Here is a 14,266-nt window from a genome sequence, read left to right as displayed (position 1 = left end):
TGCGATGCAAGGGAAAGCAATCTTTCCCGATCACTCCACAGTGACGGATTTGGCGAGGTTGCGAGGCTGATCGACATCGGTGCCCATAAACACGGCCGTGTGGTAGGCAAGCAGCTGGATCGGCAGCGAAAAGATCATCGGTGAAATGATTTCGTCTACATTCGGCAGCACGATCGTCGCCATCGTCGGAAGTTTCGAGGCAGCGGCCCCCTTCTCGTCGGTGATAAAGATTATCTTGCCGCCGCGCGCTGCAACTTCCTGCATGTTTGAAACAGTCTTTTCAAAGAAGCGGTCATGTGGCGCAATGACGATGACCGGCATGTGCTCGTCGATGAGGGCGATCGGTCCGTGCTTCAATTCACCGGCTGCGTAGCCTTCCGCGTGGATGTAGGAGATTTCCTTGAGTTTCAACGCACCTTCCAGTGCAAGCGGATAGCTCGTGCCGCGCCCGAGATAAAGCACATCCTTGAAGCGCGAAAGCTCACGCGAAAGCGCCTCGATCTGCGGCTGGATGTCGTTCAATACCCGGCTCATGATTCGCGGCATCTCGGCTAAGTGCTTTACCATCGCCTTCTCGTCGCTCTCCGTCACCGTGCCCCGGACGCGACCGGCGCCTATCGAAAGCGCCGCCAGAACCGCGAGCTGGCAGGTGAACGCCTTGGTCGAGGCGACACCTATCTCCGGTCCTGCGAGAATTGGAAACACTGCATCCGATTCGCGCGCGATCGTCGATTCGCGGACGTTGACGATGGCGCCGATCTTCAGTCCCTGTTCCTTGCAGTAGCGCAGGGATGCGAGCGTATCGGCGGTTTCGCCGGACTGCGAGATAAACAGCGCCGCCTGGCTGGGCGACAGCGGCAGTTCGCGGTAGCGGAATTCCGAGGCGACGTCGATCTCGACGGGAAGGCGAGCGTACCGCTCGAACCAGTATTTGCCGATCAGACCGGACAGATAGGCCGTACCGCAGGCGGAGATCGCGAGACCGGACACCGTCGAGAAATCAATCGCCGTATCCGTCGGCTTCACCGTGTTGGTGGCAAAGTCGATGTAATGGGCAAGCGCGTGAGAAATGATCTCCGGCTGCTCGTAGATCTCCTTTTCCATGAAGTGGCGGTGGTTGCCCTTGTCGACCATGAAGGTCGCGGCCTGCGAAATCTGGCTCCTGCGGGTAACCGGCCGGCCTTCGTAATCGATGACGTCGAGACGATCATGGGTGATGATGGCGCAGTCGCCATCGACCAGATAGGTGATCTCGTTGGTAAAGGGCGACAGCGCAATCGCATCCGATCCCAAGAACATCTCTCCCCGACCATGACCGACGGCAAGCGGCGGTCCGAATCGCGCCGAAAAGATCGTGCCAGGCTCGTCCTCGAACATCACGACCAGCGCATAGGCACCGGAAACGCGGTTGAGCATGGCGAGCATTGCCTCGCGGTGCCCCAGGCCTTCGCGCGTGTAATGCGCCAGCAGATGTGCCACGACTTCCGTATCCGTCTGGCTGGTGAACACAGCCCCGTCGGCGATCAGGGCGTCCTTGAGTTCGGAGAAATTCTCGATGATGCCGTTATGAACAACCGCGACTCCGTCGACGAAATGCGGATGCGCGTTCGTCTCGTCCGGAACGCCATGCGTCGCCCAGCGGGTATGGGCAATGCCGATCATGCCCGGCAGCGGCTCTCCATCGAGCTTCTTTTCGAGGTTGAACAGCTTGCCCTCGGCGCGGCGGCGATCGAGCTTGCCGTCGTGGATGGTGGCGACGCCAGCGGAATCATAGCCGCGGTATTCCAGCCGCCGCAACGCCTCGACCAGACGCGTCGCTACCGGCTCATGGCCCACGATCCCGACAATCCCGCACATATAGGCCTCTCCAGTTCTTATCGTTCGATCGCGAAGTCCTAGCCGATTGCCCCCGCCGTGCAATCACCGGCGCGGTCACTTTCGATGTCGAACAGTAACGCGAAATCCTTAATGGGTCGGACCTGCCGCTGCGGCCTGTTCGAAGCAGTTCTTGCCCCTCCCGCAGCGACGGATCCTTCCGTCTTCAATGTAGCCCCGGACGGCTACTTCGCCTTCGATGCCTTGATCGCCAGCGCCCGCTCGCGAATGACCTTCGCGCGGCCCGGCTTCACGTCCTGCCGGGCGCGACCAAGGGCCAGCGCATCATCAGGCACATCCTCGGTAATCACACTGCCTGACGCGACATAAGCCCCGTCGCCGATCGACACCGGCGCAACCAGCGACGAGTTGGACCCGATAAAGCTGTTCGCGCCGATCCGGGTCTCATGCTTGTTGACGCCGTCATAGTTGCAGGTGATCGTGCCGGCACCGATATTGGCATGCGCGCCGATGACGGCATCGCCGATATAGGTCAGGTGGTTCACCTTGGCGCCCTCGCCGACCTTGCCGTTCTTCACCTCGCAGAAATTTCCGACCTTCGAGCCCTCGGCGAGATCAGCACCTGGGCGAAGACGCGCGAATGGCCCGACTGTCGCACCCGAACTGACATGCGCACCTTCGATATGGGAAAACGCGTGAATGACCGCACCGCTATCGATCGTCACCCCGGGTCCGAACACCACATTCGGCTCGATCAGCGCGTCCTGTCCGATCTGCGTGTCGAAAGCAAGGAAAACGGTTTCCGGCGCAATCATGGTGACACCGGACACCATCAGTTCATGTCGGCGACGCTCCTGCCACAGGCGCTCGATGTAAGCCAGTTCCGCCCGGTTGTTGCAGCCGGTCAGTTCCGTTTCGGGCGCATCCACGGCAACGACCTTGCCGCCGTTCGCCCGGGCGATCTCCACGAGATCCGTCAGGTAGTACTCACCCTTGGCATTGGCATTGCCGATCTGTTCGAGCAAGGCCAGAGCCTTGGCACCGTTGATTGCCATCAGGCCGCTATTGCACCAGGTGACCTTGCGTTCCTCGTCAGTCGCATCCTTCTCCTCGCGGATGGCGACAAGTTCGCCATTATCCACGAGAAGACGGCCATAGCCGGTCGGCTTGTCCGTATGAAACCCGATGACCACAACATCGGCGCCCTTCTCAAGCTCGGCCCGGGCGGCCATGAAGGGAGCGGCAGTGATCAGCGGCACGTCGCCATAGGCCACCAGAACGTCGTCGAAGCCTTCGGCGATGGCGTCACGGGCCGCGAGAACTGCATGTCCGGTACCGAGCCGCTCCGTCTGCAGAAAAGCTTTGACCGATATCCCGTCGATAGCACCTGCCTTGGCGACCTTGTCCGAATCGCGGCCGACCACAAGTGCTGCGTCCGTCATCCCAGCCGAAGCGACCGCTGCCATCACATGCGCAATCATCGGCCGCCCGGCGACCGAATGCAGCACTTTCGACATGGACGATTTCATTCTCGTACTGTCGCCAGCGGCAAGAATGACGGCAAGGCAGGAACGGCTCATTTCAGAATCTCCTTCGGCGATCGCCGCCTGTGTAGCAGCAAGTGTCTTGAAGGGCGATAAACGGCATATGTCCATCGGAAACAAAAAGGGCGCTGATGAAGGCGCCCTTTCAAACTCAGACTGGAGACGAGCTCACTTCGGCAGCTTGTCGTCCACGCCCTGGATGTAGAAGTTCATGCCGAGCAGAACGCCGTCCTCGGCCTTTTCGCCGGCCTTCAGCCACTCAGAACCGTCCTGCTTGTTGATCGGGCCGGTGAACGGATGCAGTTCGCCGGACTTGATCTTGGCTTCGGTCTCTTCGGCCATCGCCTTCACGTCGTCAGGCATGTTGGTGTAGGGCGCCATCGTGAGAATGCCGTCCTTCAAGCCGTCCCAGATCTGCTCGGACTTCCAGGAGCCGTCGAGAAGTGCCTTGGTGCGCTTGATGTAATAGGCGCCCCAGGTATCGACGATCGCAGTCAGCTGCGTCTTCGGACCGGCGGCGATCATGTCGGAGGCCTGACCGAATGCGAAAATGCCGCGTTCGGCTGCAACCTGCATCGGTGCCGTCGTGTCGGTGTGCTGGGTCAGGATATCGACGCCCTGGTCGACCAGTGCCTTGGCGGCATCGGCTTCCTTGCCCGGGTCGAACCAGGTGTTGGCCCATACGACCTTGAGCTTGAAATCAGGATTGACCGACTTCGCACCGAGTTCGAAAGCGTTGATGCCCATCACCACTTCCGGGATCGGGAAGGATGCGATGTAGCCGGCAACGCCCTTCTTCGACATTTTCGCAGCGATCTGGCCCTGGATGTAGCGGCCTTCGTAGAAGCGCGAATTGTAGGTCGCGAGGTTCGGACCAGCCTTGAAGCCGGTTGCATGTTCGAACTTCACGTTCGGGAATTTCGCGGCAACCTTCACGGTCGCATCCATGAAGCCGAACGAGGTCGTGTAGACGATCGCGCAACCGGAGCGGGCCATGCGCTCGATCGCACGTTCGGCATCCGGACCTTCCGGCACGCTTTCGAGGAACGGCGTCTCGATCTTGTCGCCAAGCGCCTTTTCCAGCTCGATACGGCCGCGATCATGCGCCTGGGTCCAGCCGCCGTCGGTCTTGGAACCGACATAGATGAAGCAGACCTTCTTCTTTTCCTGGGCCTGCGCGCCGGTCGAGAAACCACCCAGAAGGGCGGCCGACGCGGCTAGGGCGATAATCAGTTTCTTCATTTCCTAAACCTCTATTGGCTTGAAGACGGGGTGTGCTTACCGCGGTCACCGATCGGGGACGAATGCCTTTCCGAGCGAAGCCGGCGTATTGATGAGCGTCGTGCGACGATTATGCGAGATGATGATGAGGACGACAATAGTCGCCACGTAAGGAAGTGCGGACAGAACCTGGGACGGAATGCCGATACCGAACGCCTGCGCATGCAGCTGCCCGATCGTCACGGCCCCGAAAAGATAGCCGCCGGCGAGAACCCGCCATGGCCGCCACGAAGCAAAGACGACGAGCGCAAGCGCAATCCAGCCGCGTCCAGCCGACATGTTTTCCACCCATTGCGGCGTATACACAAGCGACAGCTGCGCACCGGCAAGACCCGCACAGGCGCCACCGAACAGCACTGCCAAATAGCGCGTGCGGATGACGTTGATGCCGAGCGCATGCGCCGATCCGTGGTTGTCGCCGATCGCGCGAAGCTTCAGGCCGCGACGGCTCTTGAACAGGAACCAGTTGATGCCGATGACAAGCGCGATAGACAGATAGAAGGTGAGATCCTGCGCGAAGAGAACGCGGCCGAAAAAGGGAATATCGGACAGGAGCGGAATGACGATCGGCTGCAGCTTGATGCCCGGCTGGCCGACGAAACTCTCGCCGAGCTGGCCGGAAATGCCGAGACCCAGGATCGTCAGCGCCAGTCCCGTCGCCACCTGGTTTGCCACCAGCGTCAGCGTCAGGAACCCGAACAGCAGCGAGAACAGCCCACCGCCGACAATGCCGGCGACGATGCCGATATAGGGCGAACCGGTCATCTGCGTCGCCGCAAAGGCGCAGACGGCGCCCATGATCATCATGCCTTCGACGCCGAGGTTGAGCACACCTGCACGTTCGGTGACGAGCTCGCCGAGCGCTGCGATGACGAGCGGCGTTGCGGCAGTGATGACGGTGAGAAGGATCGCCTCGAACATCAGCCCTTTGCCTCCGCCTGGCTTCCGGCAAAGATCAGCCGGATGCGGTAATGGATCAGCGTATCGCAGGACAGAACGAAGAACAGCAGCAGGCCCTGGAAGACGCGGCTGACCTTGTCGGAAATCCCGATCGAAAGCTGGGCTGCCTCACCGCCGAGATAGGTGAGCGCCAGAACGAGGCCCGACGCGATGATCCCGAGCGGATTGAGACGCCCCAGAAACGCGACGATGATCGCGGTGAAACCGTATCCGGGCGAGATAGACGGCTGTACGTGGCCGATCGAACCGGACACTTCCGAGATCCCCGCAAGCCCGGCAAGCCCGCCGGAGACCAGCATCGAGAACCACACCATGCGGCGTGCCGAAAAGCCGGCAAAACGCCCTGCCCGTTCCGACTGGCCGAGCACCTGAACCTCGAAACCCTTCAGCATGAAGCGCATCATGAACCAGAGCGCCACCGCCGCGATGATTGCGAACGCAAAGCCCCAATGGGCGCGGCCGGAGGCGAGCATTTCCGGCAGCACCGCCTCGATCTGGAAACTCTTGGTCTGCGGAAAATTGTAACCCTGCGGGTCGCGCCACGGGCCGCGAACCAGCCAGTCGAGAAACAGCTGCGCGATATAGACCAGCATCAGGCTGGTCAGGATCTCGTTGGTGTTGAAGCGTGTCTTCAAAAGTGCCGGGATACCCGCGTAGAGCGCCCCACCGGCAATGCCCATCAGCAGCATCAGCGGCAGGATCATCGGCGAATGCCACTCGGGATAGAGAACCGGCAGGATCGAGCCGGTAATCGCACCGATCGTGAACTGGCCCTCGGCGCCGATATTCCAGTTGTTGGAGCGGTAACAGATCGAAAGTCCGACCGCGATCAGGATTAGCGGTGCGGCCTTGACGGCCAGTTCATGCAGCGACCAGACTTCCAGAAGCGGCTCGATAAAGAAGCTGTAGAGCGCCGATCCCGGGTTCTTGCCGAGCGCCCAGAACAGGATCGCCCCGCCGATCAGTGTCAGCACCAGCGCCAGAAGCGGGGAGAGAACCGAAAACAGGGTCGAGACGCGGGCGCGCTTTTGCAGTTCAATGCGCATGCGTTTCCTCCGGCGAGGACGGCACGGCGTCAGGGATCGAATGGCTCTCGTGGATACCACCCATCATCAGCCCGATCCGCTCCAGCGACAGGCTGCCGACCGGATGCGGCTCCGACAACTTGCCCTCCGAGATCACAGCGATATTGGTTGCCACCTCGAAAATCTCATCAAGGTCCTGGCTGATCACGACGACGGCGGAGCCTGATTTCGCCAGATCGATCAGCGCCTGCCGGATGCGGCTCGCAGCCCCGGCATCGACGCCCCAGGTCGGCTGGTTGACGATCATGATCGATGGCTGCCGATCGAGTTCGCGCCCCACGACGAATTTCTGCAGATTGCCGCCGGAGAGCGAGCCGGCCAGCGGATCCTCGCCACTCTTGCGCACGTCCATCTGCTGGCAGATGCGTTTGGTGGCAGAGCGGATCGCACCGGAGCGCACGATCGACGCCAGACCGCCCGACAGGAATGCCTTCCGGTCCGGCTGGCTGCGCGCCAGAAGCAGATTGTCGGTGAGCGACATGCCGGGCACAGCAGCATGACCATGCCGCTCCTCCGGCACGAAACTCGCACCGAGCAGACGCCGCCCGTTGATGCCCGTACGACCCACGGACTTGCCGCGGACCTTGATCCGGTCATCATCGGCAACCGGATATTCGCCAGACAGCGCATCGAAAAGCTCGCTCTGTCCATTGCCCGCAATGCCCGCAATCGCGAGGATTTCGCCAGCGCGCAGGCGCATCGAAATGCTTTTCAGGCTGACCGCGAAGGGCGAGCGCGCCTTCACGGTCAAGTCGGTGACATCGAGCTGAATGTCGCCAAGCGCCACCGTCTCGTCCCGATGCACCGCGGCAACTTCCGTCCCGACCATCATCCGGGCAAGTGACGCAGGCGTCTCCTGCCTCGGGTCGCAGGCGCCAGTCACCTTGCCGTGGCGAAGTACGGTGGCGCGGTCGCAGATCCGACGCACCTCTTCCAGCCGGTGGCTGATATAAAGCACCGAGCGTCCCTCGGCCTTCAGCTTGAACAGTGTCTCGAACAACCGGTCCGCTTCCTGCGGGGTGAGAACGGACGTTGGCTCATCGAGAATGATCAGCTTCGGGTTTTGCAGAAGCGCGCGAACGATCTCGATCCGCTGGCGTTCGCCAACCGAAAGGTCTGCCACATGCGCATAAGGGTCGAGCGGCAGTCCGTACGCCTTGGAAAGCGAGGCAGCCTCTTCGGCGATCTTGGCAAGTGGTGTCTTCGGATCGAGCGAGAGCGCAATGTTTTCGGCAACCGTCAGCGCTTCGAACAGCGAGAAGTGCTGAAACACCATGCCGATGCCGAGCTGCCGGGCTTCCCCAGGCGAACCAATCGTCACCGGGTTCCCCTGCCAGACAATCTGCCCGCCCGATGGCTGAAGCACGCCGAACAGCATCTTTACGAGAGTGGATTTGCCGGCACCGTTTTCCCCAAGCAGCGCATGGATTTCGCCCGGCGCGATATCGAGATCGATACCAGTGCACGCAGCAAAATCGCCGAACAGCTTCGTCAGTCCACGGACCGACAAAAGCGAAGCAGCCTGCTCGCTCTCGGAAAAAGTCACGACGTCCCCTCGTTCACCCGCGCGCCCGGTCTTGAGTGCCGGTATTTCCGCGTCGCAGTTATTTCAAATGCTGAACCCGTCCGGTCTGACCGGATACTGGGTTGATATTGATACCGTTTTTGTTGCCTTGCACAACAGCAAAGAGACGCGTTGCGAAAAAACGCAGCTATTTTCCAAGACCTGGAAAAAGCTGCATGATGCCGCCGATGCAATAGAGATAAAGACTGCTGATCACGACGCCCCAGACGAGCCAGTCCGGTGACTGGAAATGCAGGAGCAGCGAGTAGCCGGCGAGCGCGCACCAGAGCAGGCAGATCCCGAGATTGAGCGGCCGAAGGCGCTTGACGCGCACCGGATGGAGGAAATTGATCGGCAGGAAAGTGGCAACCACGGATACGGAGACCACGATCATGGCCGTCGTCGCACTGGCATCGATGACGAACAGCGTAAGCACCACCATGTTCCAGACGACCGGGAAACCGGAGAAGAAGTACTCGTCGGTCTTCATGCCCATGTCGGCATAGTAGATCGCACTCGAAACGACGATGGCGCCGGCCGCAACGAATGACCAGGGTTCGCCGATCATTCCACTTTGATAAAGCGCAAAGGCCGGCAGGAGAACGTAAGTCACGTAATCAATGATATTGTCGAGCGTATCGCCCGACCAGTTCGGCAGGACTTCCTTCACATGCACTTTGCGCGCAATCGGTCCGTCGATCCCGTCAACCAGAAGTGCCAGCCCCAGCCACCAGAACATGTCGACAAATCGATGTTCTGCCGCAGCCACGACACCGAGGAACGCAAGGAAGGAGCCTGACGCTGTCAGGAGATGGACGGAGAAAGCCCGGATTTCCGCGTAAGGGACGTTCCGATAATTGAATAGTCGCCTGAACACGCGTCCCCCGCCTTTCGTGAAGCCTTCGAGATATGCGGCCAATTGTCCGCGTTTGCAACTGCGCATGCGGCCAGACACCTGATTCTGACCGGGAAAACCCGGATTCCTCTCGATCGCGCAGAAGCAAAGCATGGCGAATCTGACGCCGTTACCGCTGGAATTACGCACAGCAGTCTATAAATAACAAAGAGAGCGAGTGGCTCCGGAGGTGACAGATGCACGAGTTCGAAATTGGCGTCGTCGGTGGCGGCCTGACAGGATCGGTAGCAGCGCTGGCTTTTGGACGGGCCGGTCGCAAGGTGGCGCTCATTTCGCCGACACCTGAGCGAGACGATGGACGCACGACCGCGCTGATGGACCAATCCATCCGCCTGCTGGATCGTCTGGGCCTGTGGGATATCATCGCACCCTCGGCAGCACCGCTGTCTATCATGCAGATCATTGACGGCACGACGCGTCTGCTGCGCGCGCCCACCACCCAGTTTCGCGCGCAGGATGTCGGCCTTTACGCGTTCGGCTACAACATTCCCAACAACGCTCTGTCGCCGGCACTGGAAAAGGCGATCGACCTGGAACCGAACGTCACCCGGTTCACGCATCAGGTCGAAGCCTTCGACCTCGACGGCGATCGCGCTCGCCTTACCTTGTCGGACGGATCAGCTATGGCGGTCGATCTGGTCATTGGATCGGACGGGCGCAAGTCGAGCACGCGCGAGGCCGCCAGGATAGGTGTCCGCCGCTGGTCCTACCCGCAGTCCGCCCTGGTGATGAACTTTGCCCATACGGTGCCGCATCACAACGTTTCGACGGAATTCCATACCGAAACCGGACCGTTCACGCAGGTTCCCCTACCCGGTTCCCGCTCCAGCCTCGTCTGGGTTGTGAGGCCCGAAGAAGCCGAGCGGTTGATGGCGACCGATCTCGACCAGCTGTCGCAGCTCGTCGAAGACCGCATGCAGTCGATGCTTGGAAAGGTGACCGTCGAAGCCGCCCCGCAGGCCTGGCCGCTTTCGAGCCTGATGGCAGACCGGTTCGGCAAGGGTCGTGTCGCACTTGTCGGCGAAGCCGCGCATGCCTTCCCCCCGATCGGCGCTCAGGGCCTCAACCTCTCGCTGCGTGATATCATCACGCTGAGTGATCTGGTGACGGACGAACCGGACAGACCGATTGGCGCGGATATCGGCGATCGTTTCAACCGGAGCCGCCGCCCCGATATCATGACCCGCACCTTCGGTGTCGATCTCCTCAACCGCTCACTTCTGTCGGACTTCTTGCCCGTCCAGATGCTGCGGGCGGGCGGTCTGCAGGTCTTGAAAAACGCCCCGCCGTTACGCAATCTGATGATGCGGGAGGGGATCGAACCGGGCCGCGGACTGCGCGAAATTTTTTCTGGCCTAAGGAAGCAAGCCCGCAGATAGAAAACCGGAATGGATGAGATAAAGGATCGCTGGCAGGGTGAAGACAGACGCCAGCGTGATAATCAGGATGCTCGCCGACGCGCGCTCCTGCCAGACGCCATATTGCTGGCTGATGACGAAGACATTGGTGGCTGTCGGCAGGGCTGACAGCAGCGTCGCCGAGTAGATCCAAACCGGTTCGAAACCACCGATCAGCGACAGGACCGAAAACGTCGTCAGTGGCAGTATGATCAGCTTGAAGACGGCGATATAGCCGATCTCGACCGGAACACGCCGCACCGGCCTCAACGCCAGCGTCACCCCCATTGCAAAGAGCGCGCAGGGCGCCGCCGCTTGCGCCAGATAATCGATAAGCCGCTGTACCGGTTCGGCCGGCTGCCACGCCATCGCGGCGAATGCAAAGCCGACAGCTGTCGAGATGATGAACGGGTGCAGCAGAACCTTGCGGGCGATATCGCCCGCCACCGCCAGCGGTGATCGACCGTCGCCGCCGGCTGCCGCCATCATGGCGGGTGCCACGATGAAATGGGCGGCGTTCTCGAAACACACGATCAGCGCCACCGGAACGGCCGCAGCTTCGCCGAAAGCGAGCAGTGCAAGCCCCGGCCCCATATACCCGATGTTGCCGTAAGCGCCGGCAAACGCCTGGATCGTGCAGTCCTCGAATGACGTCTTGCGGATCAGGAACCCGATCAGGAACACGACCGTGAAGATCAGATAGGTCGCGAAGATCTCGCCAAGAATGAAGTCGACCCGCGCCAGTTGCTCCATCGGCGTGCGCGAGACGAGCTTGAAGAACAGCGCAGGAAGTGCCGCATAGATGATGAACGTGTTCATCCATCCAAGCGCCTCGGCAGGTTGTTTGGTGACCTTTGCGGCCACGTAGCCGATCAGGATCAGTCCGAAAAACGGTAGCAGCAAGCCGATAATGTCGCCCATGCCGCCTTTAATCCTTACCGCGGTTGTCCTTGAGGTCGTTCCGTTAGCCGATTTGCATCAGGATTGGAAAGGTCTGTTGGAACCAGATCGCGGCTGACGTCACGAAACCGAAGATGAAAGCAAGACCCGTCAGGATCAGCAACACGCCCATCGCCTTCTCGACGTGACCGAGATGCCGTCGAAAGCGGGTGAGGAACCGCATGAAGGCACCGGAGAACCCGGCAGCGATCCAGAACGGCACGGCGAGACCGAGCGAATAGATCGCCAGAAGCATGGCGCCCTCGCCCACCGTATCGCGCGACGCGGCAACACCGAGGATCGCGCCGAGAACTGGACCGATGCACGGCGTCCAGCCGAACGCGAAAGCCAGCCCCATCACGTAGGCGCCAGACAGCGTCGCCGGCTGTCCACCGCCATGAAACCGCGCCTCGCGCGCAAGCAGGCCAATGCGGAACACGCCGAGGAAATTCAGGCCCATGATGATGATGATCACGCCGCCGATCTTGGAGAGCAGGTCGAGATGCTGCCGGAGAAGAACACCGATCGTCGACGCACCGGCGCCAAGCGCAACGAACACGGTCGCAAAGCCGAGGGTGAAGAAGAACGCGGCCAAAAGAACCGCGCGGCGCGTATCCTTTGACCGCGACACGGCCGCATGCCCGTCGCGAAACTGGTCGACGGAAATCCCGGCCATGTAGCACAGGTAGGGCGGCACCAGCGGCAGGACGCACGGGGAAAGAAACGATAGAGCGCCGGCAATCAAGGCACTCAGAAGAGAGATATCAGCAATCGACACGTTTTGGTCCGCAGGTTTTGATCGGCATTGTCCGACCGTGGGATCGATTTCACCTAAGCATGCCGCGCGCGGAAAGCCAGTCACCTTTTTGCGCGCAGGCGAAGCGGCCGGGGAAAAGCGTTAGGAACGCAATTTTGCACAGCTAGCGGGGTTGACCGCAAAGAGTGACCTGCATATGTTCCGCGCACTTTCAAAGGATGCCTCGGCAGTCTTTAGGGAGAGCGTAGCTCAGCTGGTAGAGCAACTGACTTTTAATCAGTAGGTCCAGGGTTCGAACCCCTGCGCTCTCACCATTTATCCAGATAATGTGGTGAAACTCGACGCTGGCGAAGATGGACTTCAGATGTTCCGTAGTCTTCGACCTGCATCAAATCATGTGAAATTCCCCCGATGATGAACAACCCATGGTCAAAACCTGTCGTCGTCCTGATTGGCGAGCCGCCTGTCGAAACGACAGTCGAAACGACCCAGGCTGCGGCCTGGGCGATGATCGAGGACTGGCCTGTCGAAGACGGTCCGCTGATCGACCGTGCGCTGATCGTGTGCGCCGAAGTGGATGGTGGAAAACGCAAGCCGGAAGACGCCCGTGCGGCCTTCGTCGCTGCTGCCGAGGAAGCCGGCGTTCTCGTCAGCGCCTGAGACCAATAGCTGCCTATTGGTCGCTTTCCGCTCACTCGTCACGGAACGTGTGGTTGATCTGATCCATCATCGGCTTGGTCAGATAGGAGATGACCGACCGGTCGGCGACCTTGATAAACACCTCCGCGGGCATTCCTGGATAGAGCGACAGGCCCTGTAACCGCGCGATATCGCCTGCATCAGGCGCAATCCGCACGATATAGGAGGCAGCGCCGCTACGCTGATCGACAACCGAATCGGGCGAGATCGACGAAATCTTGCCTTGGACTTCAGGCGTGGTCTTCTGGTCGAAAGCGCTGAAGCGGATGTCGACACTTTGTCCCACGCTCAATTGGTCGATGCTGCGCAAAGCGACCTTCGCCTCGACCGTCAGGCTGCGCGTCTCCGGCGAAAGAAGCATCAGCGCCTCGCCCGGATTGGCAACGCCGCCCACCGTGTGCAGCGCCAACTGATAGATGTAACCGTCGAGCGGTGCGCGAACGTCCAGACGGTCGAGCTGGTCCTGTATGGCGATACGGCGTTCTTCTGATTCGGCGATCTTTGCCTCGACATCGGTCAGGTCACGCGCGTTTTCCGTCTGCCTGTCTTCGTCGAGCTGCAGGATCTGCAGGTTGATCTCGTTGATGCGGCCATGCGCCTGCGCCCGCGTCGCGATCATCCGTCCGCGATTGCCGTCAAGCTCGGCGCGCTGGCGCTTCAGCGTGTTGACACGCTGCATCGTCACGAGCTGCTTTTCGTAGAGCGAGCTGATAGCCGTGTGTTCCTCATCAATCAGCACGATCGAATCGTCGATCGACTTGATCTGCAGTGTGGCGCCCTCAATTTCTTCGGCCAGCTGGCTCTTCCGCTCGGCGAGCTGCTTCTTCATACCCTCGAGCGAGGCGCGACGGCTGAGGAAGAACTGCTGTTCGCCTTCGATCAGGATGCGGTTCGTCTGGGAATTGATACCCGCGGCCTCGGCTTCTTTGACCGTGAAGTTCTCCTCACCGCGGCGTTCCGCCTGCAACCGCGCGCGCCGCGCGTAAAGCTGTGCCAGCGTGCTGTTGGTAATGCCGAGATTGGATTTGAGCGACGTACCATCCAGCCGCAGCAGGACGTCCCCCGCTTTGACATGCGCCCCTTCCTTGACGAGCAGCTCGGAGACAATACCGCCGGTCAGGTGCTGCACCTTCTTGGCATTGTCCTCGATCACGACACTGCCTTCGGCCACCACCGCATTCGACAATGTCGTGCTGAGTGCCCAGCCGCCGATGCCGCCGACGAGCAACACGCTCAACGTCGATACGAGCAGGATATGGCGCTTCAGCGAACGCTCGGCTGTTGTCAT

At 60.6% G+C, this 14,266-nt stretch carries 12 protein-coding genes and 1 tRNA gene; 3 read left to right on the top strand and 10 right to left on the bottom strand.

The features are described from left to right. Positions 1–30 precede the first annotated feature (30 nt). From glmS to pcsA, 7 genes are all read right to left on the bottom strand, one after another. Positions 31–1,857 (bottom strand): glutamine--fructose-6-phosphate transaminase (isomerizing), encoded by a 1,827-nt coding sequence (gene glmS, locus G6K99_RS11875; RefSeq protein WP_174196633.1) that lies wholly within the window; start codon positions 1,855–1,857, stop codon positions 31–33. Between the two features lie 203 nt (positions 1,858–2,060). Then, positions 2,061–3,416 (bottom strand): bifunctional UDP-N-acetylglucosamine diphosphorylase/glucosamine-1-phosphate N-acetyltransferase GlmU, encoded by a 1,356-nt coding sequence (gene glmU / locus G6K99_RS11870; protein ID WP_174196632.1) that lies wholly within the window; start codon positions 3,414–3,416, stop codon positions 2,061–2,063. Between the two features lie 132 nt (positions 3,417–3,548). Continuing rightward, positions 3,549–4,622, bottom strand: a complete 1,074-nt coding sequence (locus G6K99_RS11865; RefSeq protein ID WP_092660893.1) for a BMP family ABC transporter substrate-binding protein — start codon at positions 4,620–4,622, stop codon at positions 3,549–3,551. 45 nt (positions 4,623–4,667) lie between these two features. Further along, a complete protein-coding gene (locus G6K99_RS11860) occupies positions 4,668–5,582 on the bottom strand; it encodes an ABC transporter permease (RefSeq protein ID WP_062456779.1) in 915 nt (304 codons plus the stop codon). Then, the gene (locus tag G6K99_RS11855) at positions 5,582–6,667 is read right to left on the bottom strand and encodes an ABC transporter permease (RefSeq protein ID WP_062456776.1); all 1,086 of its coding nucleotides are present in this window, start codon (positions 6,665–6,667) and stop codon (positions 5,582–5,584) included. Before G6K99_RS11855 ends, G6K99_RS11860 begins: the two co-directional genes overlap by 1 nt. Further along, on the bottom strand, positions 6,657–8,252 hold the full coding sequence (locus G6K99_RS11850) for an ATP-binding cassette domain-containing protein (protein ID WP_174196631.1): 1,596 nt from the start codon (positions 8,250–8,252) through the stop codon (positions 6,657–6,659). Before G6K99_RS11850 ends, G6K99_RS11855 begins: the two co-directional genes overlap by 11 nt. A gap of 166 nt (positions 8,253–8,418) precedes the next feature. After that, positions 8,419–9,147 (bottom strand): phosphatidylcholine synthase, encoded by a 729-nt coding sequence (pcsA, locus tag G6K99_RS11845; RefSeq protein ID WP_062456769.1) that lies wholly within the window; start codon positions 9,145–9,147, stop codon positions 8,419–8,421. Positions 9,148–9,362: 215 nt separating this feature from the next. On the opposite strand from pcsA, the gene G6K99_RS11840 reads away from it, so the two are divergent. Further along, the gene (locus G6K99_RS11840) at positions 9,363–10,565 is read left to right on the top strand and encodes a UbiH/UbiF family hydroxylase (RefSeq protein WP_174196630.1); all 1,203 of its coding nucleotides are present in this window, start codon (positions 9,363–9,365) and stop codon (positions 10,563–10,565) included. On the opposite strand, the gene G6K99_RS11835 is transcribed toward G6K99_RS11840, so the two are convergent. After that, positions 10,542–11,504: an AEC family transporter gene (locus G6K99_RS11835; protein WP_174196629.1), complete on the bottom strand. Its 963-nt coding sequence runs from the start codon at positions 11,502–11,504 to the stop codon at positions 10,542–10,544. The genes G6K99_RS11840 and G6K99_RS11835 overlap by 24 nt on opposite strands. Positions 11,505–11,547: 43 nt before the next feature. Continuing rightward, positions 11,548–12,300 carry a cytochrome c biogenesis CcdA family protein gene (locus tag G6K99_RS11830; RefSeq protein ID WP_062456760.1) on the bottom strand — a complete coding sequence of 251 codons (753 nt, stop codon included), beginning with the start codon at positions 12,298–12,300 and terminating at the stop codon, positions 11,548–11,550. Positions 12,301–12,517: 217 nt separating this feature from the next. Here G6K99_RS11830 and G6K99_RS11825 point away from each other — a divergent pair. Together G6K99_RS11825 and G6K99_RS11820 are read left to right on the top strand one after the other, a co-directional pair. Then, a tRNA-Lys gene (locus tag G6K99_RS11825) sits at positions 12,518–12,593 on the top strand. A 100-nt stretch (positions 12,594–12,693) separates the two neighbouring features. Then, the gene (locus G6K99_RS11820; protein WP_062458038.1) at positions 12,694–12,939 is read left to right on the top strand and encodes a DUF982 domain-containing protein; all 246 of its coding nucleotides are present in this window, start codon (positions 12,694–12,696) and stop codon (positions 12,937–12,939) included. Positions 12,940–12,970: 31 nt separating this feature from the next. Here the strand turns inward: G6K99_RS11820 and G6K99_RS11815 are convergent, their stop codons facing one another. Further along, positions 12,971–14,266, bottom strand: coding sequence for an HlyD family type I secretion periplasmic adaptor subunit (locus G6K99_RS11815; RefSeq protein WP_062580782.1), 1,296 nt, complete (start codon positions 14,264–14,266; stop codon positions 12,971–12,973).

The sequence above is a fragment of the Neorhizobium sp. AL 9.2.2 genome (genome assembly GCF_013317225.1).
GTDB lineage: Bacteria > Pseudomonadota > Alphaproteobacteria > Rhizobiales > Rhizobiaceae > Neorhizobium > Neorhizobium soli.
The sequence above is the reverse complement of the archived record's forward strand: the minus strand, read 5'-3'. Positions and strand labels throughout refer to the sequence as shown.

What these genes read in the sequence shown, in the direction of transcription:
- glmS (WP_174196633.1), bottom strand. Translation starts at nt 1,857, where the DNA reads ATGTGCGGGATTGTCGGGATCGTGGGCCATGAGCCGGTAGCGACGCGT.
- glmU (WP_174196632.1), bottom strand. Translation starts at nt 3,416, where the DNA reads ATGAGCCGTTCCTGCCTTGCCGTCATTCTTGCCGCTGGCGACAGTACG.
- G6K99_RS11865 (WP_092660893.1), bottom strand. Translation starts at nt 4,622, where the DNA reads ATGAAGAAACTGATTATCGCCCTAGCCGCGTCGGCCGCCCTTCTGGGT.
- G6K99_RS11860 (WP_062456779.1), bottom strand. Translation starts at nt 5,582, where the DNA reads ATGTTCGAGGCGATCCTTCTCACCGTCATCACTGCCGCAACGCCGCTC.
- G6K99_RS11855 (WP_062456776.1), bottom strand. Translation starts at nt 6,667, where the DNA reads ATGCGCATTGAACTGCAAAAGCGCGCCCGCGTCTCGACCCTGTTTTCG.
- G6K99_RS11840 (WP_174196630.1), top strand. Translation starts at nt 9,363, where the DNA reads ATGCACGAGTTCGAAATTGGCGTCGTCGGTGGCGGCCTGACAGGATCG.
- G6K99_RS11835 (WP_174196629.1), bottom strand. Translation starts at nt 11,504, where the DNA reads ATGGGCGACATTATCGGCTTGCTGCTACCGTTTTTCGGACTGATCCTG.
- G6K99_RS11820 (WP_062458038.1), top strand. Translation starts at nt 12,694, where the DNA reads ATGAACAACCCATGGTCAAAACCTGTCGTCGTCCTGATTGGCGAGCCG.
- G6K99_RS11815 (WP_062580782.1), bottom strand. Translation starts at nt 14,266, where the DNA reads ATGACAACAGCCGAGCGTTCGCTGAAGCGCCATATCCTGCTCGTATCG.